Consider the following 23,217-nt stretch of genomic DNA (forward strand, 5'->3'; position numbering starts at 1 on the left):
TGTTCCTGTGGTGACATGGGTTGCCGTCGCGGCGTGAAACGCCGCAACGGTGTATAGGGAATAGGCGGACTAGTGAATGATGCGTTCCACTGCGATCGCGGTGGCTTCGCCGCCGCCGATACACAGCGCTGCGACGCCGCGCTTGAGGCCGTGGGCCTCCAGCGCATGCAGCAGCGTCACGATCAGCCGCGCGCCGGTGGCGCCGATCGGATGCCCAAGCGCGCAGGCGCCGCCGTTGATGTTGATTTTTTCCCGGGCAATGCCGAGGTCGCGCTGCGCCGCCATCGGCACCACGGCAAACGCCTCGTTGATCTCGAACAGGTCGACATCGCCGACGCTCCAGCCAACCTTGTCCAGCAACTTGCGGATCGCGGGGATCGGCGCGGTGGTGAACCACTGCGGCTCCTGGCTGTGGGTGGCGTGGCCGCGAATGACGGCGAGGGACGGCAGGCCTTCGCGATCGGCCAGCGAGCGCCGTGCCAGCACCAGCGCCGCGGCGCCATCGGCATTGGCGGAGGAGGCCGCCGGCGTGATGGTGCCGTTGCTGCGAAACGCCGGTTTCAGGTTGGGGATTTTTGCGGGATCCACCTTCAGCGGGTGTTCATCATTGGCGATCTCGCGCGGGCCGGCCTTCTCCGCGATGGTGATAGGCACGATTTCCGCCTTGAATGCGCCGCCCTCGACCGCCTTGCGGGCGCGGGTCAGCGTCTCGATCGCCCAGGCGTCCTGATCGGCCCGGGTAAACTGATAGGCCTCGGCGGTGGCTTCGCCGAAGTCGCCCATGGAGCGGCCGACCTCATAGGCGTCCTCGAGGCCGTCCATCAGCATGTGGTCTATGATGCGGTCATGGCCGACGCGGTAGCCGCCGCGCGCCTTCTGTAACAGATAGGGCGCGTTGGTCATGCTCTCCATGCCGCCGGACAGCACGATCTCGGCAGAGCCCGCCGTGATGATGTCGTGCGCGAGCATGGTCGCCTTCATGCCCGAGCCGCACACCTTGTTGACAGTGGTAGCGCCGGTCGCGTCCGGAAGCTTCGCGCCGCGGGCAGCCTGGCGCGCCGGCGCCTGGCCCTGTCCGGCCGGAAGTACGCAGCCCATGAACACCTCGTCGATGCGCTCCGGCGCCAGCCCGGCCCGTTTCACCGCGGCGGCGATGACGTGGCTGCCGAGCTTGTGACCCGACAACGATGACAGTTCGCCCTGGAAGCGGCCGAGCGGCGTACGGGCGGCGGAAACGATGACGACCGGGTCGGAGGTTGCGGACATGACGATGCTCCTTCGCGCAAGCGTGGGATCAATTAGGATGACACCCATCATATGATGCGCCGCGGGATATGCAACGGCAGCTAGGCCAAATTTGTCGTGAAGCCGGGGAGGTCAGCGCTTGCGGTCGATAAAGCCCTGCATCAACTCCTGCGGCTCGCCCGTCAGGTAAGCCTTGCCGAATACGCCGACGCTGAGATTGACGGATTCCTTCAGCGGCAGCTCTTCCCATTGCTTCAGCAGCGCTTTTTGCGAGCGCATCGCCTCCGGGGCGCATTCCAGGATCGAACCAATGGTGCGCTCGACGGCGGCGTCGAGGCCGCCTTCTGCCGCCACCACGTCGACAAGCCCCCAACTCAAAGCGGTCGGCGCGTCGATGGTCGCAGCCGTCATGATCAGCCAGCGGGCGCGGCCCCAGCCGATCAGCCGCGGCAGCAGCGCGGCGTGAATCACCGACGGTATCCCGACCTTGACCTCGGGCATGGCGAATTTCGCATCATGGGCGGCGACGCGGAAATCGCAGGCGGCCGCAAATTCCAGCCCGCCGCCGAGGCACCAGCCGGGAATCCGCGCGATCACCGGCGCCGGGAACGCGCGGGCTGCTTCGCAGAGGTCGCGCAGCGCGGTAATGAACTTTTCGGCCGAGGCCTGGTCCAGCGTGGCCATTTCCTTGATATCGGCGCCGCCGATCATGCTCTTCTCGCTTTGGCCGACCACGACCAGCGCGCGAATCGCGCGCTCCGTCGCCAGCACTTCAAGACCCTCGCGCACGCCTTTGATGACGGCTGAATTGAGAATGTTGAGCGGGCCGGCATTGCAGATCGTCAGCCGGACGACGCCGCGGGAATCGCGATCGACGCCGCAATGGGGATTGAGCATGTGCATGGGAGGTCCTCGCGCATTCGGTGCCGGCGCGGATCGCCGGTTCTGTGGCACCACTTCCCGATCAAAGCCCGTAGCTGTCAAGAGGCCGCAGCGCGCGGCGGTTGCGCAATGGTGGACACGCGATTAGTATGATCGGCATCATTCTTTCGCGTGGCGGGGCGACTATCGCATTTGGAACCGCTCTAGAATCCCGTTAAATTCGACCGACGCGGATCCATGGTGCGATAGAAGGAATGATATGACTTCACTCATGGCATGGAACGCAGATGCGTTATTCCAAGGAACACAAGCTCGAAACCCACGCTAGAATAGTCAAGAAGGCGGCGGTACGGCTGCGTGAAAAGGGCGCCCACGGCATCGGCGTTGCCGACCTAATGAAGGACGCCGGTCTCACCCATGGCGGATTCTACGCGCATTTCGACTCCCGCGAGGCGCTGGTGATCGAAGCGTTTTCCCATGCCATGGACCGTTCCACCGACCGCTGGCGCCAGTTGGCCGGGCAGGCGGCGCCGGAGCAGAGGTTGTCCAGCATCGTCGAGGCGTATCTGTCGCCGCAGCACCGCGACAACCCCGGCCACGGTTGCGCGGTGCCGGCGCTCGGCGCCGAAATCGCCCGCGAGAGTGCGAAAACCCGCAAGGCGTTCGCCGCCAAGCTGGAGCAGATGATCGGCGTGATGGCCGAGCAATTTCCCGGTGGGTCCGACAAGGCCACGCGCAAGCAGGCCATGGCGGCGCTCGCCACCATGATGGGCGCCCTGGTTCTGGCGCGGGTCGCCGGCAGTGGCGAATTTTCCGAGGAGCTGCTCGGCGCCGGCCGGGACGCCGTGCTGGAGCGGGCCGCGGCGCCAAAGCCGGTAGCGAAAAAATCCACAGCCAAAAGAGCGACCACGAAAACCGCCGCTGCTGCCAAACCCTGACGGCCGATGCTGCGCCATCTGCGACCTTCGTCGTAGACGATCAGATTGGGGCTGCCGGCATTTTCGCAAATCCGCCACGCGCGCGAGGCCTTTGCAAACGCTGCAAAGCCTGTTCAACATGCGCCCAAAATAGACTTTGGGAGGTACGCATGCGCACGATTGGACATTTCATCGGCGGTCGCGAGGTCAAGGGCACATCCGGTCGATTTGCTGATGTCTTCGAGCCGATGACCGGCGATATCCAGGCCCAGGTGGCGCTGGCTTCCAAAGCCGAACTGCGCGCCGCCGTCGAGAATGCCATCGAGGCACAGGTCGGCTGGGGCGCCACCAATCCGCAGCGCCGCGCCCGCGTGATGATGAAGTTCCTCGAACTGGCGCAGCGCGACTACGACAAGATGGCCGATCTGCTGGCGCGCGAGCATGGCAAGACCGTGCCGGACGCCAAGGGCGACATCCAGCGCGGCCTTGAAGTGGTGGAATTCGCCTGCGGCGTGCCGCATCTGATGAAGGGCGAATACACCGAGGGCGCCGGGCCGGGCATCGATATCTATTCGATGCGGCAACCGCTGGGCGTCGTCGCCGGCATCACGCCGTTCAACTTCCCGGCGATGATCCCGATGTGGAAATTCGCCCCGGCGATCGCCTGCGGCAATGCCTTTATCCTGAAGCCATCCGAGCGCGATCCCGGTGTGCCGATGATGCTGGCCGAACTGATGATCGAGGCCGGGCTACCGCCGGGCATTTTGAACGTCGTCAACGGCGACAAGGAAGCGGTCGATGCCATCCTGGACGATCCCGATATCCGCGCCGTCGGCTTCGTCGGCTCGTCGCCGATCGCGCAATACATCTACGAGCGTGCCGCGGCCACCGGCAAGCGCGCGCAATGCTTCGGCGGCGCCAAGAACCACGCCATCATCATGCCGGACGCCGACATGGACCAGACTGTGGATGCGCTGATCGGCGCGGGATACGGCTCGGCGGGCGAGCGCTGCATGGCGATCTCGGTCGCTGTGCCGGTTGGCAAGACGACCGCCGATCGCCTGATGGAAAAGCTGATCCCGCGCGTCGAAGCTCTAAAGATCGGCACCTCCGTCGATCCTTCCGCCGACTTCGGTCCGCTGGTGACCCGGGCGGCGCTGGAGCGCGTCAAGGATTACGTCGAGGTCGGCATCAAGGAAGGCGCGACGCTGGCGGTCGATGGTCGCGGCTTCAAGATGCAGGGCTACGAGAACGGCTTCTACATGGGCGGCTGCCTGTTCGACAACGTGACTAAGGACATGCGGATCTACAAGGAGGAGATCTTTGGGCCGGTGCTCTCGGTCGTCCGCGCCCACGACTACGCCGAAGCGCTGGCGTTGCCGTCCGACCACGACTATGGCAACGGCGTCGCGATCTTCACCCGCGATGGCGACGCTGCCCGCGACTTTGCCGTCCGGGTCAATGTCGGCATGGTCGGCATCAACGTGCCGATCCCGGTGCCGATCGCCTACTACACCTTCGGTGGCTGGAAGAAGTCAGGCTTCGGCGATCTCAACCAGCACGGCCCGGATTCGATCCGCTTTTACACCAAGACAAAAACCGTCACCGCGCGCTGGCCGTCGGGCGTCAAGGAGGGGGCGGAATTCTCGATTCCGACGATGAATTGAGCGAGGGCGAGATCGCGTGAATCAATTCGCTCTCAACGAAGACCAGATGGCCGTCCGCGACATGGCGCGGGAGTTTGCGGCCGAGAAGATCGCGCCGCATGCGCTGAAGTGGGATGAGGAGAAGTTCTTCCCGGTCGATGTCATGCGCGAGGCGGCGGCGCTCGGTATGGGCGGGATCTATATCCGCGACGACGTCGGCGGCTCGGCGCTGAAGCGGTTCGACGCCGCCCTGATCTTCGAGGCGCTGGCGCAGGGCTGTCCCACCACGTCCGCCTTTATCTCGATCCACAACATGGCGTCGTGGATGATCGACGCCTATGGCAGCGACGTGCAGCGGCAGAAATGGCTGCCGAAACTGTGCAGCATGGAATGGCTGGCGAGCTATTGCCTGACCGAGCCCGGCTCGGGATCGGACGCCGCCGCGCTGCGCACCCGCGCGGTGATCGACGGCGACCACTACGTGCTGAACGGCCAGAAGCAGTTCATCTCCGGCGCCGGCCAAGCGGGATTCTATGTCGTCATGGTGCGCACCGGCGCCGACGGACCGGCTGGAATCTCCACGCTGGTGGTGGAGGGCGATACGCCCGGCCTGTCGTTCGGCGCCAACGAACGCAAGATGGGCTGGAACGCGCAGCCGACCTGCGCGGTGATTTTCGAGAACGCTCGTGTGCCCGTCGCCAACCGGCTTGGGGACGAAGGCATCGGCTTCAAGATTGCTATGGCCGGGCTCGACGGCGGCCGACTCAATATCGCGGCGTGCTCGCTCGGCGGCGCGCAATCGGCGCTCGACAAGTCGCTGGCCTATATGAAGGAGCGCAAGGCTTTCGGAAAACGCCTCGATGAATTCCAGGCGCTACAGTTCCGCCTCGCCGATATGGCGACGGAACTGGAAGCCGCACGGACTTTTGTCTGGCGCGCGGCGGCAGCCCTCGACCGCAAGGATGCGGATGCGACGATGCTGTGCGCCATGGCCAAGCGCTTCGGCACCGATACCGGGTTCGAGGTCGCCAATCAGGCGTTGCAGCTGCATGGCGGTTACGGCTATCTCAGCGAATACGGCATCGAGAAGATCGTGCGCGACCTGCGCGTGCATCAGATTCTCGAAGGCACCAACGAAATCATGCGGCTGATTGTGGCGCGCAAACTGATCGAAGGCGCGCGATGAATACGATGGCTGCTGCGACGGCGACGGCCGAACCTGACTTGATCGTGCGGCGCGAGGGATCGGCTGGCATTATTCGCCTGAACCGTCCGAAGGCACTCAATGCGCTGACGCTGGAAATGACCCGCGGAATCGCCGCCGCGCTCGATGCGTTCGAGGCGGACGCCGAAGTGGTGCTGGTCCTGTTGGAAGGCGCCGGCGAGCGCGGGCTGTGCGCCGGGGGCGATATCCGCGGCCTCTATGAGAGCGCGCGCGCCGGCGGCGATCTCGGTAAGGTTTTCTGGCGCGAGGAGTATATTTTGAACGCGCGGATTGCGTCGTTTCCAAAGCCTTATGTCGCCTTCATGGACGGCATCGTGATGGGCGGCGGCGTCGGCCTCGCCGCCCATGGCAGCCACCGTATCGTCACCAACAGGACGAAAATGGGGATGCCGGAAGTCGGTATCGGATTTTTTCCCGATGTCGGCGGCACCTGGCTGCTGTCGCGCGCGCCGGGTGAACTCGGAACGTATTATGGACTAACTGGCGTGACCATGACCGGCGCCGACGCGGTGTATGCGCGTCTGGCGAATATTCTCATCGGTTCGGATGACTGGGCGGCGCTCCGCGACGCGCTCACGCAGACGCCAGCTGGTGCCGACGCCGCCACCGTCCGTGCGATCATGGATCGCTTCGCGGTTGAGCCGACTGCGCCGATCGCTGCGCAGCAGGCGATGATCGATGCGTCGTTCGGGCACGACAGCATCGAGGAGATCGTCACGGCGCTGGCGCATCAATCGTCGGAGTTTGCGCAGGCGACGCTCGGCGCCATCCTCGAGAAGTCGCCGACCGGGCTGAAGCTGACGCTGAAACTGCTGCGCATGGCGCGGCAGTCAGCCTCGCTGGAGCAATGCCTGATCCGGGAATACGCTGCGGCATTGGAAATCTTCGTCAACCACGATTTCCCCGAGGGCATTCGCGCCGCAGTCATCGACAAGGACCGCCATCCGAACTGGCAGCCGGCGCGCCTCGAGCAGGTGACGCCGGAGATGATCACCCGTTATTTTGCGCCACGCGGCGCCGACGAACTGACATTCTGACTTGGCTCATAATATTAAACACGAGGGCAGGACATGACCACCATCGCATTCATCGGTCTCGGCAATATGGGCGGCCCGATGGCCGCCAATCTGGTCAAGGCCGGGCACACCGTCCATGGCTTCGATCTGACGCCGACGTCGTGCGAGCAGGCCAAGGCCGATGGTGTGGCAATCGCTGCCAAGGCGACCGATGCCGTGAAGAATGCCGACGTCGTCGTCACCATGCTGCCCGCGGGCAAGCATGTGGTGTCGGTGTGGAGCGAGATCGTTCCGGCGGTCGGCAAGGGCACGCTGATGATTGATTGCTCGACTATCGATGTGGAGAGCGCGCGGAAGTCGCATGAACTCGCGGCGGCACACCATCTGCCATCGGTCGATGCCCCGGTGTCCGGCGGCACCGGCGGCGCCAAGGGCGGCACGCTGACCTTCATGGCCGGTGGCGACGTCAAGGCCTTCGCCGCGGCGAAGCCTATCCTGGAAGCGATGGGCAAGAAGATCGTGCATTGCGGCGATGCCGGCGCGGGGCAGGCGGCGAAGATCTGCAACAACATGATTTTGGGCATCTCGATGATCGGCGTCAGTGAAGCCTTCGTGCTTGCCGAAAAGCTCGGGCTGTCGCATCAGGCGCTGTTCGACGTGGCATCGACGTCATCCGGGCAGTGCTGGTCGCTGACATCCTACTGCCCGGTGCCGGGGCCGGTGCCGACCTCACCGTCGAACAACGACTACAAGCCCGGTTTCGCCGCGGCGCTGATGCTGAAGGATCTGCGGCTGTCGCAGGAAGCCGCGAAGGCCGCCGGCGCGGTGACGCCGCTCGGCGCCCATGCCGAGAGCATCTATGAAAGCTTCGACAAGGCCGGCCATGGCGGCACGGATTTTTCGGGGATCATCCACCAGTTACGGCACCTGGCGAAGTAAGACCTGGCAACCCCAAAACGTTGCGTTCGTCATTGCGAGGAGCGAAGCGACGCGGCAATCCAGAAGCCACAATGGAATAACTGGATTGCTTCGTCGCAAGTGCTCCTCGCAATGACGGGTGGTGTTGTCCGAGCAAATCTAAACGTGAAAAGACAATACATGACCACATTCCAGCAAGCCCGTGCCTTCCTGCTAGAACACCGCACTGACTACGATACGGCGGTGGCCGGCTTCCGTTGGCCCGATCCGGTGGACTTCAATTGGGCGCTCGACTGGTTCGATGCCGGACTCGCCGGCAATGCGGACAGCCGCGATCGGACCGCGCTGTGGATCGTCGATGCCGGCAGCAACCGCGAGACGAAATTGTCCTTCGCCGCGCTGTCGCGGCGCTCCAATCAGGTTGCGAACTTTTTGCGCGCGCAGGGGCTGCGGCGCGGCGATCATCTGCTGTTGCTGCTCGGCAATGTCGTGCCGCTGTGGGAGACGATGCTGGCGGCGATGAAGCTGGGCCTCGTCGTCATTCCCGCAACGACGCTGCTCACGCCCGACGAATTGCGCGACCGGCTCGATCGCGGTCGCGCCAAAATCGTGGTGGCCTCGCCCGACCAGGTGGCGAAGTTCGCGGATCTTGGCAGCGATCTCATTCGCATCGTTGCCGGCGCGACCGTGGCGCCGGACGGATGGCTGCCGTTCGGGCAGGCCGCGGATTTCCTCGAGACGTTTGTGCCGGACGGTCCGACAAGAGCCGAAGATCCGATGCTGCTGTATTTCACGTCGGGCACCACGGCCAAGCCGAAGCTGGTGCGGCACAGCCAGCGCAGCTATCCGGTCGGCGGGCTCTCCACCATGTACTGGCTCGGGCTGCAGCCCGGCGATATCCATCTCAACATTTCCTCGCCGGGCTGGGCCAAGCACGCCTGGAGCTGCCTGTTCGCGCCATGGAATGCCGGCGCCACGGTGTTCGTGGTCAACCAGCCGCGCTTCGATGCCAAGGGCCTGCTCGCTACCATCGGCCGCTGCGGCGTGACCACACTCTGTGCGCCGCCGACGGTGTGGCGGCTGTTCATCCAGGAGAAGCTCGCGACCTTCAAGGTGGCGCTGCGCGAGGTCTGCGGCGCCGGTGAGCCGCTCAATCCGGAAGTGATCGACCAGGTCCGTGCCGCCTGGGGTTTGACCATCCGCGACGGCTACGGCCAGACCGAGACCACGGCGCTGGCCGGCAATTCGCCGGGGCAGGCGGTCAAGGTCGGCTCCATGGGTCGCCCGTTGCCGGGCTGGCAGGTTGTCATCACCGACATCGACGGCCAGCCGGCGAAGGAGGGCGAGGTCAGCCTGCCGCTCGGCGCGGATCGGCCGGCCGGCCTGATGCAGGGCTATCAGGCCGACGACGGCAGCGTCAGCGGCGCCGGTGGCGCCGGTGGCGCGATCTATCGCAGCGGCGACGTGGTGTTCGCGGATGACAACGGCTATCTCACCTTCGTCGGTCGCTCCGACGATGTGTTCAAATCTTCCGACTATCGGATCAGCCCGTTCGAGCTGGAAAGCGTCCTGCTCGAACACGATGCGGTGGCCGAAGCCGCGGTGGTGCCGAGCCCCGATCCGATCCGGCTGGCGATTCCAAAGGCCTATGTGCTGCTGGTCGCAGGCACCGACCGATCGGCGGCTACGGCGTTGTCGATCTTCGAGCACCTGCATGTGAGGCTGGCGCCGTTCAAGCGCATCCGCCGCATCGAGCTGGTCACCGAGCTGCCGAAAACCATCTCCGGCAAGATTCGGCGCGTCCAACTGCGCCGCCTCGAACATTCCGACGATAGGGAGGATCCGCTGCGCGGCATCGAGTTCCGCGAAGAGGACTTTCCGACGCTGCAGGCCGCGCGACCGACCGGATTACCGGAACACTGACAGACCGCGCATGGCCGCAACGCACAAATTTAGCTTGGCGAAGCCCCACCTCGTGTGGAATGTGCGGCCAGCAACAGCGAGGATTGAATGACGGGTTTGATGCAATGCGACGCCTATATGGGCATGGTTGGACAGGATATCGGCGTGTCGTCTTGGCATATAGTGGATCAGAAGCGCATCGACGTCTTCGCTGACGCCACCGAGGATCACCAGTTCATCCATATCGATCCGGTTCGCGCGAAAGAGACGCCGTTCGGTTCGACCATCGCCCACGGTTTTCTCACCACGTCGCTGATTTCGGTGTTCTCCTACGAAGCCTTGCCGAAGCTCGACAGCGTCGCCATGGGCGTCAATTACGGGTTCGACAGACTGCGCTTCGTCTCGCCGGTGAAGGCCGGCGTCCGCGTCCGCGGCCACTTCTCGTTGAAGGAGGCGCGCATGCGCGGGCCGAAGGAATTGTTCACCCGGGTCGGCGTCAGCGTCGAGATCGAAGGCGAGACCAAGCCGGCGCTGGTCGCCGACTGGCTCGCGCTGACCTATTTTGTGTAAGGGGCAGGCATCATGAGCATTCGATTTGACGGCCGCGTCGCCATCGTTACCGGCGCCGGCAATGGATTGGGCCGCGCGCACGCGCTGGGTCTCGCCAGCCGCGGCGCCAAGGTGGTGGTCAACGATTTCGGCGGTGCGCGCGACGGCAGCGGCGGATCGCTGACTGCGGCAGAGACCGTGGTCGAGGAGATCCGCGCGGCCGGCGGCATCGCCATGGCCAATGGTGCTGATGTCTCGAACTTCGAAGAGGTCACCGACATGGTGGCGCGCGCTACCAAAGAGTGGGGCAGCGTCGATCTGCTCTGCGCCAATGCCGGCATTCTCAGAGACAAATCGTTTGCGAAAATGGAGCTGGCGGATTTCGCGAAAGTGCTGGATGTGCATCTCACCGGTACCTTCTACTGCTGCAAGGCGGTGTGGGACGGCATGCGCGCGCGCAACTACGGTCGCATCGTATTGACCTCGTCATCCTCTGGCCTGTACGGCAATTTCGGCCAGGCCAACTACGGGGCGGCGAAGACCGGCATGATCGGACTGATGAACGTGCTGGCCGAGGAGGGCCGCAAGACCGACGTCCGCGTCAATACCATCGCGCCGACCGCTGCCACGCGAATGACCGAAGAACTACTGCCTCCGCAGGCGCTGGCGCTGATGAAGCCGGAGGCGATCACGCCCGCGGTGCTATACATGCTCAGCGAGAACGCACCGACCCGTACCATCATGGGCGCCGGCTGCGGCTCGTTCGCGGTGATCAAGCTCCTGGAGAGCGAAGGCGTCAATTTCGCCGAGACGGAATGGACGCCGGACACCGTTGCCGCACATTTTGCCGAGATCTCTGATATGTCGAAGGCCAAGGCGCTGGAAGGCGCGTTCCACCAGACGCAGAAGTACATCGCGCAGGCCGAGGCACGCATCGCCAAGGCGTGAGCCACAGCGCACCGACTGGACAGGCCCTCGTGACGGAAGTCTCCACAACCGACGTCGCGGTGATCGGCGCAGGTCCGGCCGGTTTGTTGGCGGCGGAGGTGATCGCAAAGGGCGGCGCTCGCGTCACCGTTTACGACGCGATGCCGTCGGCCGGCCGCAAATTGCTGATGGCGGGCCGCGGCGGACTCAATCTCACCCATAGCGAAGCGCTGCCGGCCTTTCTGGCGCGCTACGGCGCGGCGGCGCCAAAGCTTGCTGCCGCCATTGAGGCGTTCGATCCAATGGCGTTGCGGACATGGGCCGAACGGCTGGGACAGCCGACCTTTGTCGGCTCCAGCGGCCGGGTATTTCCGCAGGCCTTCAAGGCGTCACCGATGTTGCGGGCCTGGCTGCGCCGGCTTGGCGACAGCGGCGTGCAACTCGCCTTGCGGCATTACTGGACCGGCTGGGACGGCGAAGGACGACTGCTGTTCGAGACGCCAGACGGGCCGCGCACGGTCGAAGCGCGGGCGACCGTGTTGGCGCTCGGCGGCGCGAGCTGGCCGCGGCTGGGCTCCGACGGTGCATGGGTCGAGACGCTGGCCGCGAAGCGCATCGCCATAGCGCCGCTGCGTCCGGCGAATTGCGGATTCACGGTGGCGTGGTCAGAGATTTTCAGGGATCGTTTCGAGGGGCAGCCGCTGAAGGGCGTTGCGCTGTCGTTCGGGCCCAAAGTGGTGCGCGGCGAGGCGATGATCACGCGCAGCGGCATCGAAGGCGGCGGCATCTATGCGCTGTCGGCTGGCTTGCGCGAGGCGGTGATGGCGGAGGGCGAGGCGACGCTGCAAGTCGCGCTGCGGCCGGAAATCCAGGTCGCCGAGTTAGTAGCGAAACTGGCGTTACCCCGCGGCAAGCAATCGCTCTCGACCTTCTTGCGCAAAGCGCTCCATCTGTCGCCCCTGGCAATCGGATTGCTGCAGGAGGCCGCGATCGCCGACGGCGCTTCGCTGGCGACGCTGTCGCCCGCCAGTCTCGCCGGCCTGATCAACGCCGTGCCGGTCAAGCTGAACGGCGTCGCACCGATCGCGCGCGCGATCTCGTCGGCCGGCGGCATCGCGTTCGACGAACTCGACGAAGCCTTCATGCTCAGGCGCATGCCGGGCGTGTTCGCGGCCGGCGAAATGCTGGACTGGGAAGCACCGACCGGCGGCTATCTGCTGCAGGCCTCGTTCGCAACAGGCGCCGCCGCGGGCAGGGGCGTGTTGAAGTGGCTGGAACCGTAGGGTGGGCAAAGGCGCTCTTGCGCCGTGCCCACCATCCTCGCGCGATGGTGGGCACGCCATCGCGCGCTTTGCGCACGACGGCTTTGCCCACCCTACGTCCGAATTACTTCAACCGTCCCCGCGCCGCGACCGGCAACACGCCAATCACTTCCTCGCCGCGCACCATCACGATCTCGTCGAACATGTTGACGACGACGCAGACGTGATTGGGCACGATGCGGACGACATCGCCGACCTTCGGGCGGGTGTTACTGCGGGTGAGATCGAGGAAACCATGCTCCTCGGCGAAGCGCGCGATCTTGGCTTCGGGGTGTTCGAGGATCAGGCCATGGCCGTCGAGGCCACCGGTGTCGGACGTCAGCGTCTTCGAGCCGGCATCGAGAATGCCGCGGTCGGGACCGGCGCGGCTGACGACGGTCGAATACACATTGAGCGCGCAATCGTCCCAGGTTGCGGAGCCGGCTTCGACCTGCATGCGGTCGTTATAGATGTAGGTACCGAAGCGATGCTCGGTGGCGCCCTTGAGCGAGCCGACGTTCTTCAGGTTCGGCGTGCCACCGGTGGAGACGATGCGCGGCTCCAGCCCGAGGGCGCGGACGCCGGCCAGTGCTTCGTCGTAGAACTTCTGCGCGGCGGGCCAGCCAGTTTCGGTCGGGTACAGCAGGAAGCCCGCGAAGGAGAGGCCTTCGGAAGTATCGATCAGTCTTGCGAGTTCGATCGCTTCGGCCGGCGTTTCGACGCCGGCGCGCTGGCGGCCGGTGTCGCATTCCACGACCACATCGAGCGGAAGTCCGGAGATCGCCGCGGCCTTCTTTAGGCCCTCGACGACAAAAGCGTTGTCCGCGGCGACGGTGATTTTCGCCTTCGCCTGCAGCGCGGCCAGCCGCGCCATCTTCTCGTCGCCGACAAGGTTATAGCTGATCAGGATGTCGTCGATCCCATTGTCCGCCATGATCTCGGCTTCGCCGAGCTTCTGGCAGGTGATGCCTATGGCACCGCCGGCGATCTGCATTTTTGCGATCAGCGGGCTCTTGTGGGTCTTGATGTGCGGCCGGTTGGCGACGCCGGCGGCGTCACAGACCGCCTGGATTCGCGCGATGTTGCGCTCCACGCGGTCCATGTCGATGACGAGGGCCGGCGTGCCGTAGTCGCGGGCGATGATGGCGGCGAGGGGGGTGGTCATGGTTTCAATCTCCGGCTTCTCCCCGTCATTGCGAGGAGCCCTTGCGACGAAGCAATCCAGTCTTTCTGCGTTGAGGCTAAAGAGCTGGATTGCCGCGTCGCTTCGCTCCTCGCAATGACGGCTGCAACTGATTGCGTTTTGACTAAGCGAACTTATGCGTTCTCGATCTCTTCGCGTAGCGTTTCCAACTCCAGCCACTTCTCCTCGGCCTCGGCCAAACCCTTCTGCGCTCCCGAGAGCGCGGCGGAGACGGTGTCGAACTTCTTGCGATCCTTCTTGTAGAGGTTGGGATCGTCGAGATGACGCTGCTGCTTGGCGATATCGGCCTGGAAGCTGGCGATCGCTTTCGGCAACGTGTCGAGTAGGTGCTTGTCCTTGAAGTTCATCTTCTTCTTGGGCGCCGGCTTGCTGCTCTCGGACTTGCCGCTGCTCTTGTTGGATTCCGCGGCGGATGTCGCCTTCTCGCGCTTCAGGTCGGCGCCGCGCTGGTTGAGCATGTCGGTGTAACCGCCGGCATATTCGGTCCACTTGCCGTCGCCTTCCGGCACGATCACGGACGTCACGACGCGGTCGAGGAAGTCGCGGTCATGGCTGATCAGGATCACAGTGCCTTCGTAATCGCCGAGCATGTCCTCGAGTACGTCGAGGGTTTCGAGATCGAGGTCGTTGGTCGGCTCGTCCAGCACCAGCACGTTCGACGGCTTAGCCAATGCGCGCGCCAGCATCAGCCGTCCGCGTTCACCGCCGGACAGCACTTCCAGCGGCGTGCGCATCTGTTCCTGCGAAAACAGGAAGTCCTTCATGTAGCTGACGACATGCTTGGGCGTGCCGTTGACCATGACGTGATCGCCGCGACCGCCGGTGAGGGCTTCGGCGAGCGTGGTCTTCGGCGACAGGCTTTCGCGATGCTGGTCGAGCGTCGCCATTTCGATGTTGGCGCCGAACCGGATGGTGCCGGAGTCCGGCGCTTCCGTGCCGGTCAGCATGTTGATCATGGTGGTCTTGCCGGCGCCGTTGGGGCCGACCACGCCGATGCGGTCGCCGCGCTGGATGCGGATGGTGAAGTCATCGACGATCTTGCGGTCGCCATAGGTGCGGCAGATGCCCTTGGCCTCGACGATCAGCTTGCCGGACTTGTCGGCTTCGGAGGCGGCGAGGTTGGCGCTTCCCGTGACGCCGCGATAGTCGCGGCGCTGGTCGCGCAGCGCATGCAGGTTGCCGAGCCGCTTGACGTTGCGCTTGCGACGGCCGGAGACGCCGTGGCGCAGCCAGTGCTCCTCGTTGACGATCTTGCGGTCGAGCTTGTGCTGGTCGCGCTCTTCTTCGGCCAGAATATCGTCGCGCCATTGTTCGAAGGCGGAAAAGCCGCGGTCGATCTGCTTGATCTGGCCGCGGTCGAGCCAGGCGGTGGCGCGCGACAGGTTGGAGAGGAAGCGGCGGTCATGGCTGATGATCACCAGCGCGCAGCGCCGGCTGGCGAGTTCGCCTTCCAGCCATTCGATGGTGGTGAGATCGAGATGGTTGGTCGGCTCGTCGAGCAGCAGGATGTCCGGCTCCGGCGCCAGCACGCGGGCCAAAGCGGTGCGGCGGGCTTCGCCGCCAGACAGGTTGTGGGGGTCTTCCTCGCCGGTGAGGCCGAGCTGCTCCAGCAGGTACAGCGCCTGGTAGTGGTCGTCGCCCGGTCCCATGCCGGCCTCGACATAGGCCAACGTGGTAGCGAAGCCGGAAAAATCCGGCTCCTGCGGCAGGTATTGCACGGTCGAGCCGGGCTGCACGAAGCGGCTGCCCTTGTCGCAATCGACCAGGCCGGCGACGATTTTCAGCAGGGTCGACTTGCCGGAGCCGTTGCGGCCGATCAGGCAGACGCGCTCGCCTTGCGACACCGACAGTTCGACGCCGTTCAGGAGCGGTGTGCCGCCGAAGGTCAGGGTGATGTCTTTCAACTGGATCAGCGGAGGAGCCATGGAATTCGGTTCAATCTGGTTTCGGCGCGGGTGCAGTCGCCTGCGCGCGCTGGATGCGCCGGATCGTTTGATCCAGCGCCGAGAGGAACGCCGAGCGGTCGCGCGGCGCGAATGATTTGGGTCCACCGGTGACTTCGCCGGACGACCGCAGATCGGTCATCAGGTTACGCACCGCCAGGGTCATGCCGATGGAGGCTTCCGAGAACGGTTTGCCGTTCGGCGCGATCACATCGGCGCCGGCCTTGACGCAACGGCTGGCCAGCGGAACGTCGGATGTGACGACGATATCGCCTTTTCCGGCGCGTTCCGCAATCCAGTCGTCGGCGGCGTCCATCCCGGAACCCGCGGCAATTCGCTCGATCGAGGGATCGGCGGGCACCCGGATGAACTGGCCGGCCACGACGCTGACGGGCAGGCCAAAGCGGGCGGCGACCCGATAGATCTCGTCTTTGACCGGGCAGGCGTCGGCGTCGATGTAGATTCGGGTGCTCACGGGATCGCGGGTGCTCAAGGGTTCAGGCAGTCGTTTCAGCAGGGGTGGGCCGGCGGCGTCTTGCCTTGTCACGGCTGGGGGGAGGCGTACCATCTTGTTGCAATGCGAACATCAAATATCGCAGTTTTTAGGAGGAATCATGACCCTGCGGCTCGATCCGTACCGTGTGGAGGCGTTCAACACCGCCAAAGCGTCCGAAAACAAGATGCACGACGACCGCGTGGCCCGGAAATTCGGGTTCAGCGGTGGCCTGGTGCCCGGCGTCGATGTGCTGGCCTACATGATCCACCCGGCGGTAGTGGCCTGGGGCCGGGATTTTCTTGAGCGCGGCCTGATCGAGGCCCGGTTCACCAAGCCGGTGTATGACGGCGAAACGGTGCTGGTGATGGCCGAGCCGGAAGGCGAGGGGCTGGCGCTGCGGGTCGAGGGCGGCGACGTCCGGGCCACCGGGATGGCCTCGCTGACATCCGTGCTGCCGCGGTTTTCGCTGGCGGATTTCCCGGAGACCGAGCCGGCGGCAGCGCGCGCGCCGGTCGATGCGCAATCCTATGCCGAGAACAAATGGCTCGGCAGTGCGCCGCGCTGCTGGCCGCAGGACGCTGCCGCCGAATATCTCGCCGAAGTCCGCGAGGCCGATCCGATCTACGTGCGGGAAGGGGTGACGCATCCCGGCGTGTTGCAGCGGGTGATGAACAAGGTGCTGGTCGATAACGCCATCCTTGGGCCGTGGATCCACGTCGGCAGCAAGATGCAGCTCCTGGCCGCTGCGGCGCTCGACGACGAACTGGTGGCGCGGGCTCGCGTCACCGCCAATTACGAAAAAAAGGGCCATCGCTTCGTCGAGCTGGACGCGCTGATCGTCGCCAACGGCGTCACGCCGGTGGCGCATTGCCAGCACGTAGCGATCTATCAGCCGCGCGAGCAGGTGGCAGCGTAAAGCGTAGGGTGGGTTAGGCGCCCTTGCGCCGTAACCCACCATCTTTCAATGCAATGAAGTGGTGGGTTTACGCGCTAACCCACCCTACGGCCGTTACGGTTACGCTGCTTTCGCCTTCTTGCCGTCCTCGATGGCGCGCCAGATGCGTTCCGAGGTCAGCGGCATGTCGAGATGTTCGACGCCGTAATCGCTGAGCGCGTCGAGCACGGCGTTGACGACGACCGCGAGGCTGCCGGCGCAGCCGGCTTCGCCGCAGCCCTTGGTGCCCAGCGGATTCGACGTCGCCGGCGAAGGATGATCGCCGACTGTCATCAACGGGATGTCGCCGGCGCGCGGCAGCGCGTAGTCCATGAACGAGCCGGTGATCGGCTGGCCGCTGTCGTCGTAGCTGACTTCTTCCATCAGCGCCTGGCCGATGCCTTGCGCCACGCCGCCATGCAACTGGCCGGCGACGATCATCGGATTGACGATGGTGCCGAAGTCGCTGATCCCGGTGTAGTTGACGATCTTGATGACGCCCGTGTCCGGCTCGATCTCGACTTCGGCGACGTGGCAGCCATTCGGGAAAGTGGATGGCACCTCGGCGGTGGCATGATCGACGTCGAGCGACGACGGCACGCCGTCGGGCTGCTTGCCGTCGCGCAGCCGCTTCGACAACTCCATGATGTCGATGCTGCGGTCAGTGCCGGCGATGGTGAAGCGGCCGGCCTTGAATTCGATGTCGGCTTCGGAGGCCTCCATCAGATGCGCGGCGGCGGCCTTGCCCTTGGCGATGATGAGCTGCGAGGTTTCCACGATGGCCTGGCCCGACGCGGTGATCGAGCGCGAGCCTCCGGTGCCGTTGCCCATGCGGACGAGGTCGCTGTCGCCCTGTTCGAGCCGGACGGCTTCGAACGGCACGCCGAGCTGGGCCGAGAGCACCTGCGCGAACGGCGTGGCGTGGCCCTGGCCGTAGTCCAGCGTGCCCGTGGTCAGCGTCACCATGCCGTCGGCATCAAACGTGACCTTGCCGAGTTCGCCGGACGGCGGCGCAGTAACTTCGAGATAGCAGCCCACCGCGATGCCGCGCAGCTTGCCGGCCTTGCGGCTGTCCTTCTTGCGCTTCGGAAAATTGGAATGGTCGGACATCTCCAGCGCCTTGGCGAACACGCCCTGGAAATCGCCGCTGTCATAGGTCACGCCGGAGGCCGCCGCGTAAGGCATCTGCGACGACTTGACGAAGTTGCGCTTGCGCAGGGCGAGGCGATCGATGCCCATCTCTTCGGCGGCACGATCGATCAGCCGCTCCATGTAGTAGTTCGCCTCAGGGCGGCCGGCGCCGCGATAGGCGCCCATCAGGGTGATGTTCGTCAACACGCACTTGATATCGACCTGCAGCAGCGGCGTCTTGTAGACGCTGGCCAGGTTCTTGGCGGTGTTGAGCGAGAGAGGGCCGGGCGCGACGCCGCTGATATAGGCGCCAAGATTGCCGTAGCCCTTCAGGCGCACCGCAAGAAACCTGCCGTCCTTGTCGAGTGCCAGCTCGGCGTGGATGTCCTGCGAGCGGCCCTGGCTGTCCGAGAGAAAGCTGCCGGAGCGCTCATCGAGCCACTTTACCGGCTGGCCCAGCTCCTTGGCGGCGTGCAGCAGGCAGATATATTCGGGATAGCTGATGTTCTTCATGCCGAACGAACCGCCGACATTGGCGGTCAGGATCCGTACTTTGTCCGGCTCGACGTTCATCATCTTCGCCAGCATGTTGCGGTTGCCGGCGACGCCCTGGGTCGCCACCTGGATCACATAGCGACCGCCCGATTTGTCGTAGGACGCCAGCGCGCAACGCGGCTCCATCGACACCACGGCAACGCGGGTGTTGGTAATGTCGAGCGTCGTCACATGGGCCGCGGCAGCAAACGCGGCATTGACCTTGTCGGTGTCGCCATAGTGATAATCCAGCGCGACGTTGTTGGGGATGTGATCCCACAGGACAGGCGCACCGGGCTGGATGGCGGCCTCGCAATCGGTCACGGCGGGCAGCGGCTCGATGTCGAGTTCGACGGCTTCCGCGGCGTCGCGGGCCTGCGCGACGGTGTCGGCCACCACGAAGGCGACGGGGTCGCCGACATAGCGCACCTTGTCGGTCATCAGCGCGGTGCGGTTGGTCTGCAGCAGCGGCGAGCCGTCGCGGTTCTTAAGCGGCAGACCGCAGGTGAAGGGACCGTACTGGGCCGCTTCCAGATCCTTGCCGGTCCAGACCCCGCGCACGCCGGGCATGGCTTTGGCGGCGGTGGTGTCGATCCCGCGGATGTTGCCATGGGCGTGCGAGCTGCGGACGATCCAGGCATGAAGCTGACCGGGCAGGTTGAAATCGTCGGTATATTTTCCCTTGCCGCGAACCAGGGTGTCATCTTCCTTACGTCGTACTGGCTGGCCGACGCCGTATTTCTGCATGGCCACGGCGTTATCGACAGGCGAACCGGTATAATCTTGCATTGCCAAATCCATCAAATGTCGTTTTTCGCCCGGTTTCACCTGATTTGGCGCCCCAGCAGCCCCTTTCAGATAGTCCAGAGCGGCCATCGCGACAACGCACGATTGGGCATGGGCCTGTGCGGCGGTAGTTGCGCTGCCCCTCACGCCTGCTAAACTTTCCGTGAATGGATATTTCCATGTCGGCCAGCAACCGGCCGCGGAAAGCAGATTGAATGGACGATGACACGCGGCTTCGCGCCGGCCCCGGGCCGCGCGAGAGTGTGCAGGGATTGGCTGCGGGCCTGGCCGACGGCGTCAGGGATTCCGGTTCCAGCGTCTACGCCGCGCTCGATCTCGGCACCAATAATTGCCGCCTGCTGATTGCTGCGCCCACCGGCGACAGTTTTCGGGTGATCGACTCGTTTTCCCGGATCATCCGGCTCGGCGAGGGGGTCTCCACCACCGGGGTGATCAGCGACGCGGCGATCGCCCGTGCCATTTCGGCGCTCAGCGTCTGCCGCGACAAGATCGAGCTGCGCGCCGCACAGCGGCTACGGCTGATCGCGACCGAGGCTTGCCGCGCGGCGTCGAATTCCGATGCGTTCCTGGCCCAGGTCGCCCGCGACACCGGCATCACGCTGGAGATCATCGACCGCGAGACCGAGGCCGCGCTCGCGGTGGTTGGCTGCTCGCCTTTGCTCGACCCCAAGGGCCGCGGGGCCATCCTGTTCGACATCGGCGGCGGCTCCAGCGAACTGGTGCGGATCGAGCGCGATCCCGCCGTTCCCAACGCCAAGCCTTTGATCAAGGCGTGGATGTCGATCCCCCTCGGCGTGGTGACGCTGGCGGAGATGTTCGGCGGCACGCATGTGACCAAGGAATCCTACGCGCTGATGGTCAAAGAGGTCGCCCAGCACGTGGCGCCATTTGCCGCCGAGAATGGCGGCGATCTCGGCGGCATGCACCTGCTCGGCACCTCCGGCACGGTGACCACGCTGGCCGGGGTGCATCTCGGCCTGCCGCGCTACGACCGCCGCCGGATCGACGGCGTCTGGATGAGCGATGCCGAGCTCGACGGCACCATCGCCAAACTGCTTTCCATGAGCTTCCAGGAACGGGCCGCCAACCACTGCGTCGGCCCGGAACGCGCCGATCTGGTGCTCGCCGGCTGCGCCATCCTGGACGCGATCCGCCACGTCTTCCCGCTGCCGCGGCTGCGGGTGGCCGACCGCGGCCTGCGCGAGGGCATGCTGGTGGAAATGATGCGCGAGGACGGCGCCATCCGGGTGTCCTGATGGGATGCGCATATTCCGGCACGGTGTGCTAGAGAACGCGCGAACCCCGAAGGCAAGCACCACGATATGGCCAAAGACACCACCGGACGGCTGCACATTACCGTCAAGAGCGCCGGCAGGCTCAAGCATTCGTCCAAACTCTGGCTCGAGCGCCAGCTCAACGATCCCTACGTGCAGCAGGCCAAGCGCGACGGCCTGCGCTCGCGCGCGGCCTACAAGATCATCGAGATCGATGACAAATACCGCTTCCTGAAGCCGGGCATCTCGGTGGTCGACCTCGGCGCAGCACCCGGGGGCTGGAGCCAGATCGCCGCCAAGCGGGTAGGCTCCGCCGAGGGCCGCGGCCAAGTGATCGCCATCGACCTGCTGGAAATGCCCAACATCCCGGGCGTTACCTTCGCACAGATGGACTTTTTGGACGACGGTGCGCCGGCCAAACTGTTTGAGATGATGGGCGGCAAGGCCGACGTGGTGCTGTCCGACATGGCCGCCAACACCACCGGCCACCGCAAGACCGATCAATTGCGCATCGTCGGACTGGTCGAGGACGCCGCGGCCTTCGCCGCCGACGTGCTGAAGCCGGGCGGTACCTTCGTCGCCAAGGTGTTCCAGAGCGGCGCCGACGCGACGCTGATGATGCAGTTGAAGCGCGACTTCACCGCGGTGAAGCACGTCAAGCCGGCCTCGAGCCGCAAGGATTCCTCGGAGCGCTATGTCGTGGCGACCGGATTTCGCGGCATCGCCGGCGAGCCACGGATGGGGCAGGGCGAAGAGTGATTTCGTCCTGCGGGGCTCGCGTAGTGGCTACGCCGCTTCGTCGTTGCGGGTAGGCCGTATCAGCACCTCGGCGGAAATACCAAGCCCCTCGTGCAGGCGCCGGATCATGTCAATCGACAGCCCGCGTTTGCGGTTCATGACTTCCGCCACCCGCGCGCGCGTTCCGATCAACGGCTCGAGGTCTTTGCGGGTCATGCCCATCTGCTCCATCCGGAACTGAATCGCTTCGATCGGGTCGGGCGGGTCAATTGGATAGGTCAGCGTTTCGTAAGCATCGATCAGCGTTGCAAGCACGTCCAGACGATCACCCTCCGGCGATCCGGTCTTGGCGCCCCACAGACGCTCGACCTCCGCAAGGGCCTTCGCATGGTCGGATTCAGTGCGAATGGGCTTCAATTCATTTGTCATGCTGCACCTTCGTCACGTCGATCTTGTCATAGGCCTTATGGGTGCCTATCCATTTTATCCAAACGAGCGCCTTGTCGAAATCGACTGCCACGACCAGACGGTAGTCGTTGCCTTTGACGTTGAAGACGATCCGCTCCGCGGAGAGGATGCTGGCCGTCGCATAGCGACGCTTTACATCGGTCGTATTCTTCCAGGCTGCGCGGCTGGTTTCGTCGTACCAACTATCCAGCGCGGTCTTGACGGCTGGTTGATCCTTGTGACCCGCAAGGCTTCCCACGAAATGCCGTAACGTGCTTCGGGCAATAACCCTCATCGCGATAATTTATCATGGTCCCGTTATGGGATCAAGGTCACCCCAGCTTCTGGTCGCGCGCCTCCTCCGTTCCTTCGCTCGCCGCCTTTGCGGCGGCTTTCTCGACGCCCTTGCGGCTGGCGATGTCGATCACCTTGCGGCCGGAGATTTCGTGGCCGGCGTCGTCCGGCATCTGCCAGAAGAAATACGCCGAGACCGCCGAGATCACCGACACCACGATAAAGGCCGGGGCGAAGTCGCCTGCGGAGAGTTCGGTCATGTGGTTCATCAGCATGCTGGATTCGACGCAAGCCGCGCCGACCGCGACGCCGGCCGAGATCGCCAACTGCTGGTTGACGCTGGCCAACGTGGTGGCGCGGCTCATCTGCGACGGCTCCACCTCGGCATAGGCCACGGTGTTGATGGCCGTGAATTCGAGCGAGCGGAAGAAGCCGCCAACGACGAGAAGCACCAGGATCAGCAGCAGCGGCGTCTGCACCGTGAACAGCGCGCAGGCGGCGAGGAAGACCGAACTGACTACGGCGTTGATCGTCAGCACATTGCGGAAGCCGAACGTGCGGATGATGCGCGCCGCCAGCGCCTTCATGCCCATGGCGCCGACCGCGGAGCCGAACGTCACCATGCCGGAGCGGAACGGCGACAGGCCGAAACCGACCTGCATCAGGAGCGGCAGCAGAAACGGCAGTGCACCGATCCCCAGCCGGAACAGAAAGCCGCCGATGATCGCGGCGCGCAGGGTCGCGAGCCGCAGCAGCGTGAAATCGAGCACCGGCGACGAGGTTCGGCGGGCGTGAAAAACGTACATCGTCATCGACGCCGCGCCGATGCCGACCAGCGCCACGACGACCGGCCAGGGCAGCAGGCCGAGGCCGGCCACCGAGCCGCC

The 23,217-nt window shown here is 64.8% G+C and carries 21 protein-coding genes; 12 read left to right on the forward strand and 9 right to left on the reverse strand.

Annotation, left to right across the window (positions count from 1 at the left end; translation table 11 throughout):
- Window positions 1–69: 69 nt before the first annotated feature.
- Both JWR89_RS21880 and JWR89_RS21885 read right to left on the reverse strand, forming a co-directional pair.
- Window positions 70–1,266 carry an acetyl-CoA C-acyltransferase gene (locus tag JWR89_RS21880; protein WP_299720112.1) on the reverse strand — a complete coding sequence of 399 codons (1,197 nt, stop codon included), beginning with the start codon at window positions 1,264–1,266 and terminating at the stop codon, window positions 70–72.
- 111 nt (window positions 1,267–1,377) lie between these two features.
- Entirely contained in the window at window positions 1,378–2,148 is a 771-nt protein-coding gene (locus tag JWR89_RS21885) for an enoyl-CoA hydratase (protein WP_299720113.1), read from the reverse strand.
- A 266-nt stretch (window positions 2,149–2,414) separates the two neighbouring features.
- Here JWR89_RS21885 and JWR89_RS21890 point away from each other — a divergent pair, with 266 nt between their 5' ends.
- From JWR89_RS21890 to JWR89_RS21930, 9 genes are all read left to right on the forward strand, one after another.
- The gene (locus JWR89_RS21890) at window positions 2,415–3,065 is read left to right on the forward strand and encodes a TetR/AcrR family transcriptional regulator (RefSeq protein WP_299720114.1); all 651 of its coding nucleotides are present in this window, start codon (window positions 2,415–2,417) and stop codon (window positions 3,063–3,065) included.
- Window positions 3,066–3,214: 149 nt separating this feature from the next.
- Complete coding sequence (locus JWR89_RS21895) at window positions 3,215–4,711, forward strand: CoA-acylating methylmalonate-semialdehyde dehydrogenase (RefSeq protein WP_299720115.1); 1,497 nt, start codon at window positions 3,215–3,217, stop codon at window positions 4,709–4,711.
- Between the two features lie 46 nt (window positions 4,712–4,757).
- Window positions 4,758–5,876, forward strand: a complete 1,119-nt coding sequence (locus JWR89_RS21900) for an isobutyryl-CoA dehydrogenase (protein ID WP_299720133.1) — start codon at window positions 4,758–4,760, stop codon at window positions 5,874–5,876.
- Window positions 5,873–6,952: an enoyl-CoA hydratase/isomerase family protein gene (locus tag JWR89_RS21905; RefSeq protein WP_299720116.1), complete on the forward strand. Its 1,080-nt coding sequence runs from the start codon at window positions 5,873–5,875 to the stop codon at window positions 6,950–6,952. The genes JWR89_RS21900 and JWR89_RS21905 overlap by 4 nt, the downstream gene beginning before the upstream one ends.
- A gap of 33 nt (window positions 6,953–6,985) precedes the next feature.
- Window positions 6,986–7,870 carry a 3-hydroxyisobutyrate dehydrogenase gene (gene mmsB / locus JWR89_RS21910; RefSeq protein ID WP_299720117.1) on the forward strand — a complete coding sequence of 295 codons (885 nt, stop codon included), beginning with the start codon at window positions 6,986–6,988 and terminating at the stop codon, window positions 7,868–7,870.
- 159 nt (window positions 7,871–8,029) lie between these two features.
- On the forward strand, window positions 8,030–9,772 hold the full coding sequence (locus JWR89_RS21915; protein WP_299720118.1) for an AMP-binding protein: 1,743 nt from the start codon (window positions 8,030–8,032) through the stop codon (window positions 9,770–9,772).
- Window positions 9,773–9,859: 87 nt separating this feature from the next.
- A complete protein-coding gene (locus tag JWR89_RS21920; RefSeq protein ID WP_299720119.1) occupies window positions 9,860–10,321 on the forward strand; it encodes a MaoC family dehydratase in 462 nt (153 codons plus the stop codon).
- 12 nt (window positions 10,322–10,333) lie between these two features.
- Window positions 10,334–11,248, forward strand: coding sequence for an SDR family NAD(P)-dependent oxidoreductase (locus JWR89_RS21925; RefSeq protein ID WP_299720120.1), 915 nt, complete (start codon window positions 10,334–10,336; stop codon window positions 11,246–11,248).
- A gap of 29 nt (window positions 11,249–11,277) precedes the next feature.
- Entirely contained in the window at window positions 11,278–12,510 is a 1,233-nt protein-coding gene (locus JWR89_RS21930) for a TIGR03862 family flavoprotein (protein WP_299720121.1), read from the forward strand.
- A 103-nt stretch (window positions 12,511–12,613) separates the two neighbouring features.
- Here the strand turns inward: JWR89_RS21930 and JWR89_RS21935 are convergent, their stop codons facing one another.
- The 3 genes from JWR89_RS21935 to JWR89_RS21945 all read right to left on the reverse strand — a co-directional run bounded on the left by JWR89_RS21935 (window position 12,614) and on the right by JWR89_RS21945 (window position 16,150).
- Window positions 12,614–13,693: a D-TA family PLP-dependent enzyme gene (locus JWR89_RS21935; protein WP_299720122.1), complete on the reverse strand. Its 1,080-nt coding sequence runs from the start codon at window positions 13,691–13,693 to the stop codon at window positions 12,614–12,616.
- A 152-nt stretch (window positions 13,694–13,845) separates the two neighbouring features.
- On the reverse strand, window positions 13,846–15,657 hold the full coding sequence (locus tag JWR89_RS21940; protein WP_299720123.1) for an ATP-binding cassette domain-containing protein: 1,812 nt from the start codon (window positions 15,655–15,657) through the stop codon (window positions 13,846–13,848).
- A 10-nt stretch (window positions 15,658–15,667) separates the two neighbouring features.
- Window positions 15,668–16,150 (reverse strand): YaiI/YqxD family protein, encoded by a 483-nt coding sequence (locus tag JWR89_RS21945; protein WP_299720124.1) that lies wholly within the window; start codon window positions 16,148–16,150, stop codon window positions 15,668–15,670.
- Window positions 16,151–16,289: 139 nt separating this feature from the next.
- Here JWR89_RS21945 and JWR89_RS21950 point away from each other — a divergent pair, with 139 nt between their 5' ends.
- Window positions 16,290–17,087, forward strand: a complete 798-nt coding sequence (locus JWR89_RS21950) for a hypothetical protein (RefSeq protein ID WP_299720125.1) — start codon at window positions 16,290–16,292, stop codon at window positions 17,085–17,087.
- A gap of 99 nt (window positions 17,088–17,186) precedes the next feature.
- On the opposite strand, the gene JWR89_RS21955 is transcribed toward JWR89_RS21950, so the two are convergent.
- On the reverse strand, window positions 17,187–19,559 hold the full coding sequence (locus JWR89_RS21955; protein ID WP_299720126.1) for a xanthine dehydrogenase family protein molybdopterin-binding subunit: 2,373 nt from the start codon (window positions 19,557–19,559) through the stop codon (window positions 17,187–17,189).
- Between the two features lie 212 nt (window positions 19,560–19,771).
- Here JWR89_RS21955 and JWR89_RS21960 point away from each other — a divergent pair, with 212 nt between their 5' ends.
- Both JWR89_RS21960 and JWR89_RS21965 read left to right on the forward strand, forming a co-directional pair.
- Window positions 19,772–20,833: a Ppx/GppA phosphatase family protein gene (locus JWR89_RS21960; protein WP_299720127.1), complete on the forward strand. Its 1,062-nt coding sequence runs from the start codon at window positions 19,772–19,774 to the stop codon at window positions 20,831–20,833.
- 66 nt (window positions 20,834–20,899) lie between these two features.
- A complete protein-coding gene (locus tag JWR89_RS21965; RefSeq protein ID WP_299720128.1) occupies window positions 20,900–21,610 on the forward strand; it encodes an RlmE family RNA methyltransferase in 711 nt (236 codons plus the stop codon).
- 27 nt (window positions 21,611–21,637) lie between these two features.
- Here JWR89_RS21965 and JWR89_RS21970 read toward each other — a convergent pair whose 3' ends face one another.
- The 3 genes from JWR89_RS21970 to JWR89_RS21980 form a co-directional block, all read right to left on the reverse strand.
- Window positions 21,638–22,018 carry a helix-turn-helix domain-containing protein gene (locus JWR89_RS21970; RefSeq protein WP_299720129.1) on the reverse strand — a complete coding sequence of 127 codons (381 nt, stop codon included), beginning with the start codon at window positions 22,016–22,018 and terminating at the stop codon, window positions 21,638–21,640.
- A complete protein-coding gene (locus tag JWR89_RS21975) occupies window positions 22,008–22,331 on the reverse strand; it encodes a type II toxin-antitoxin system HigB family toxin (protein WP_299720130.1) in 324 nt (107 codons plus the stop codon). The genes JWR89_RS21970 and JWR89_RS21975 overlap by 11 nt, the downstream gene beginning before the upstream one ends.
- A 37-nt stretch (window positions 22,332–22,368) precedes the next feature.
- The coding region (locus JWR89_RS21980) for an MFS transporter (protein WP_299720131.1) at window positions 22,369–23,217 on the reverse strand (849 nt) is incomplete at its 5' end.

It is taken from the genome of Tardiphaga sp. (genome assembly GCF_028290785.1).
GTDB lineage: Bacteria > Pseudomonadota > Alphaproteobacteria > Rhizobiales > Xanthobacteraceae > Tardiphaga.

What these genes read in the sequence shown, in the direction of transcription:
- JWR89_RS21950 (WP_299720125.1), top strand. Translation starts at nt 16,290, where the DNA reads ATGACCCTGCGGCTCGATCCGTACCGTGTGGAGGCGTTCAACACCGCC.
- JWR89_RS21885 (WP_299720113.1), bottom strand. Translation starts at nt 2,148, where the DNA reads ATGCACATGCTCAATCCCCATTGCGGCGTCGATCGCGATTCCCGCGGC.
- JWR89_RS21955 (WP_299720126.1), bottom strand. Translation starts at nt 19,559, where the DNA reads ATGCAAGATTATACCGGTTCGCCTGTCGATAACGCCGTGGCCATGCAG.
- JWR89_RS21920 (WP_299720119.1), top strand. Translation starts at nt 9,860, where the DNA reads ATGACGGGTTTGATGCAATGCGACGCCTATATGGGCATGGTTGGACAG.
- JWR89_RS21965 (WP_299720128.1), top strand. Translation starts at nt 20,900, where the DNA reads ATGGCCAAAGACACCACCGGACGGCTGCACATTACCGTCAAGAGCGCC.
- JWR89_RS21880 (WP_299720112.1), bottom strand. Translation starts at nt 1,266, where the DNA reads ATGTCCGCAACCTCCGACCCGGTCGTCATCGTTTCCGCCGCCCGTACG.
- JWR89_RS21905 (WP_299720116.1), top strand. Translation starts at nt 5,873, where the DNA reads ATGAATACGATGGCTGCTGCGACGGCGACGGCCGAACCTGACTTGATC.
- JWR89_RS21975 (WP_299720130.1), bottom strand. Translation starts at nt 22,331, where the DNA reads ATGAGGGTTATTGCCCGAAGCACGTTACGGCATTTCGTGGGAAGCCTT.
- JWR89_RS21935 (WP_299720122.1), bottom strand. Translation starts at nt 13,693, where the DNA reads ATGACCACCCCCCTCGCCGCCATCATCGCCCGCGACTACGGCACGCCG.
- JWR89_RS21895 (WP_299720115.1), top strand. Translation starts at nt 3,215, where the DNA reads ATGCGCACGATTGGACATTTCATCGGCGGTCGCGAGGTCAAGGGCACA.
- JWR89_RS21970 (WP_299720129.1), bottom strand. Translation starts at nt 22,018, where the DNA reads ATGACAAATGAATTGAAGCCCATTCGCACTGAATCCGACCATGCGAAG.
- JWR89_RS21940 (WP_299720123.1), bottom strand. Translation starts at nt 15,657, where the DNA reads ATGGCTCCTCCGCTGATCCAGTTGAAAGACATCACCCTGACCTTCGGC.
- JWR89_RS21890 (WP_299720114.1), top strand. Translation starts at nt 2,415, where the DNA reads ATGCGTTATTCCAAGGAACACAAGCTCGAAACCCACGCTAGAATAGTC.
- JWR89_RS21960 (WP_299720127.1), top strand. Translation starts at nt 19,772, where the DNA reads ATGGACGATGACACGCGGCTTCGCGCCGGCCCCGGGCCGCGCGAGAGT.
- JWR89_RS21900 (WP_299720133.1), top strand. Translation starts at nt 4,758, where the DNA reads ATGGCCGTCCGCGACATGGCGCGGGAGTTTGCGGCCGAGAAGATCGCG.
- mmsB (WP_299720117.1), top strand. Translation starts at nt 6,986, where the DNA reads ATGACCACCATCGCATTCATCGGTCTCGGCAATATGGGCGGCCCGATG.
- JWR89_RS21925 (WP_299720120.1), top strand. Translation starts at nt 10,334, where the DNA reads ATGAGCATTCGATTTGACGGCCGCGTCGCCATCGTTACCGGCGCCGGC.
- JWR89_RS21915 (WP_299720118.1), top strand. Translation starts at nt 8,030, where the DNA reads ATGACCACATTCCAGCAAGCCCGTGCCTTCCTGCTAGAACACCGCACT.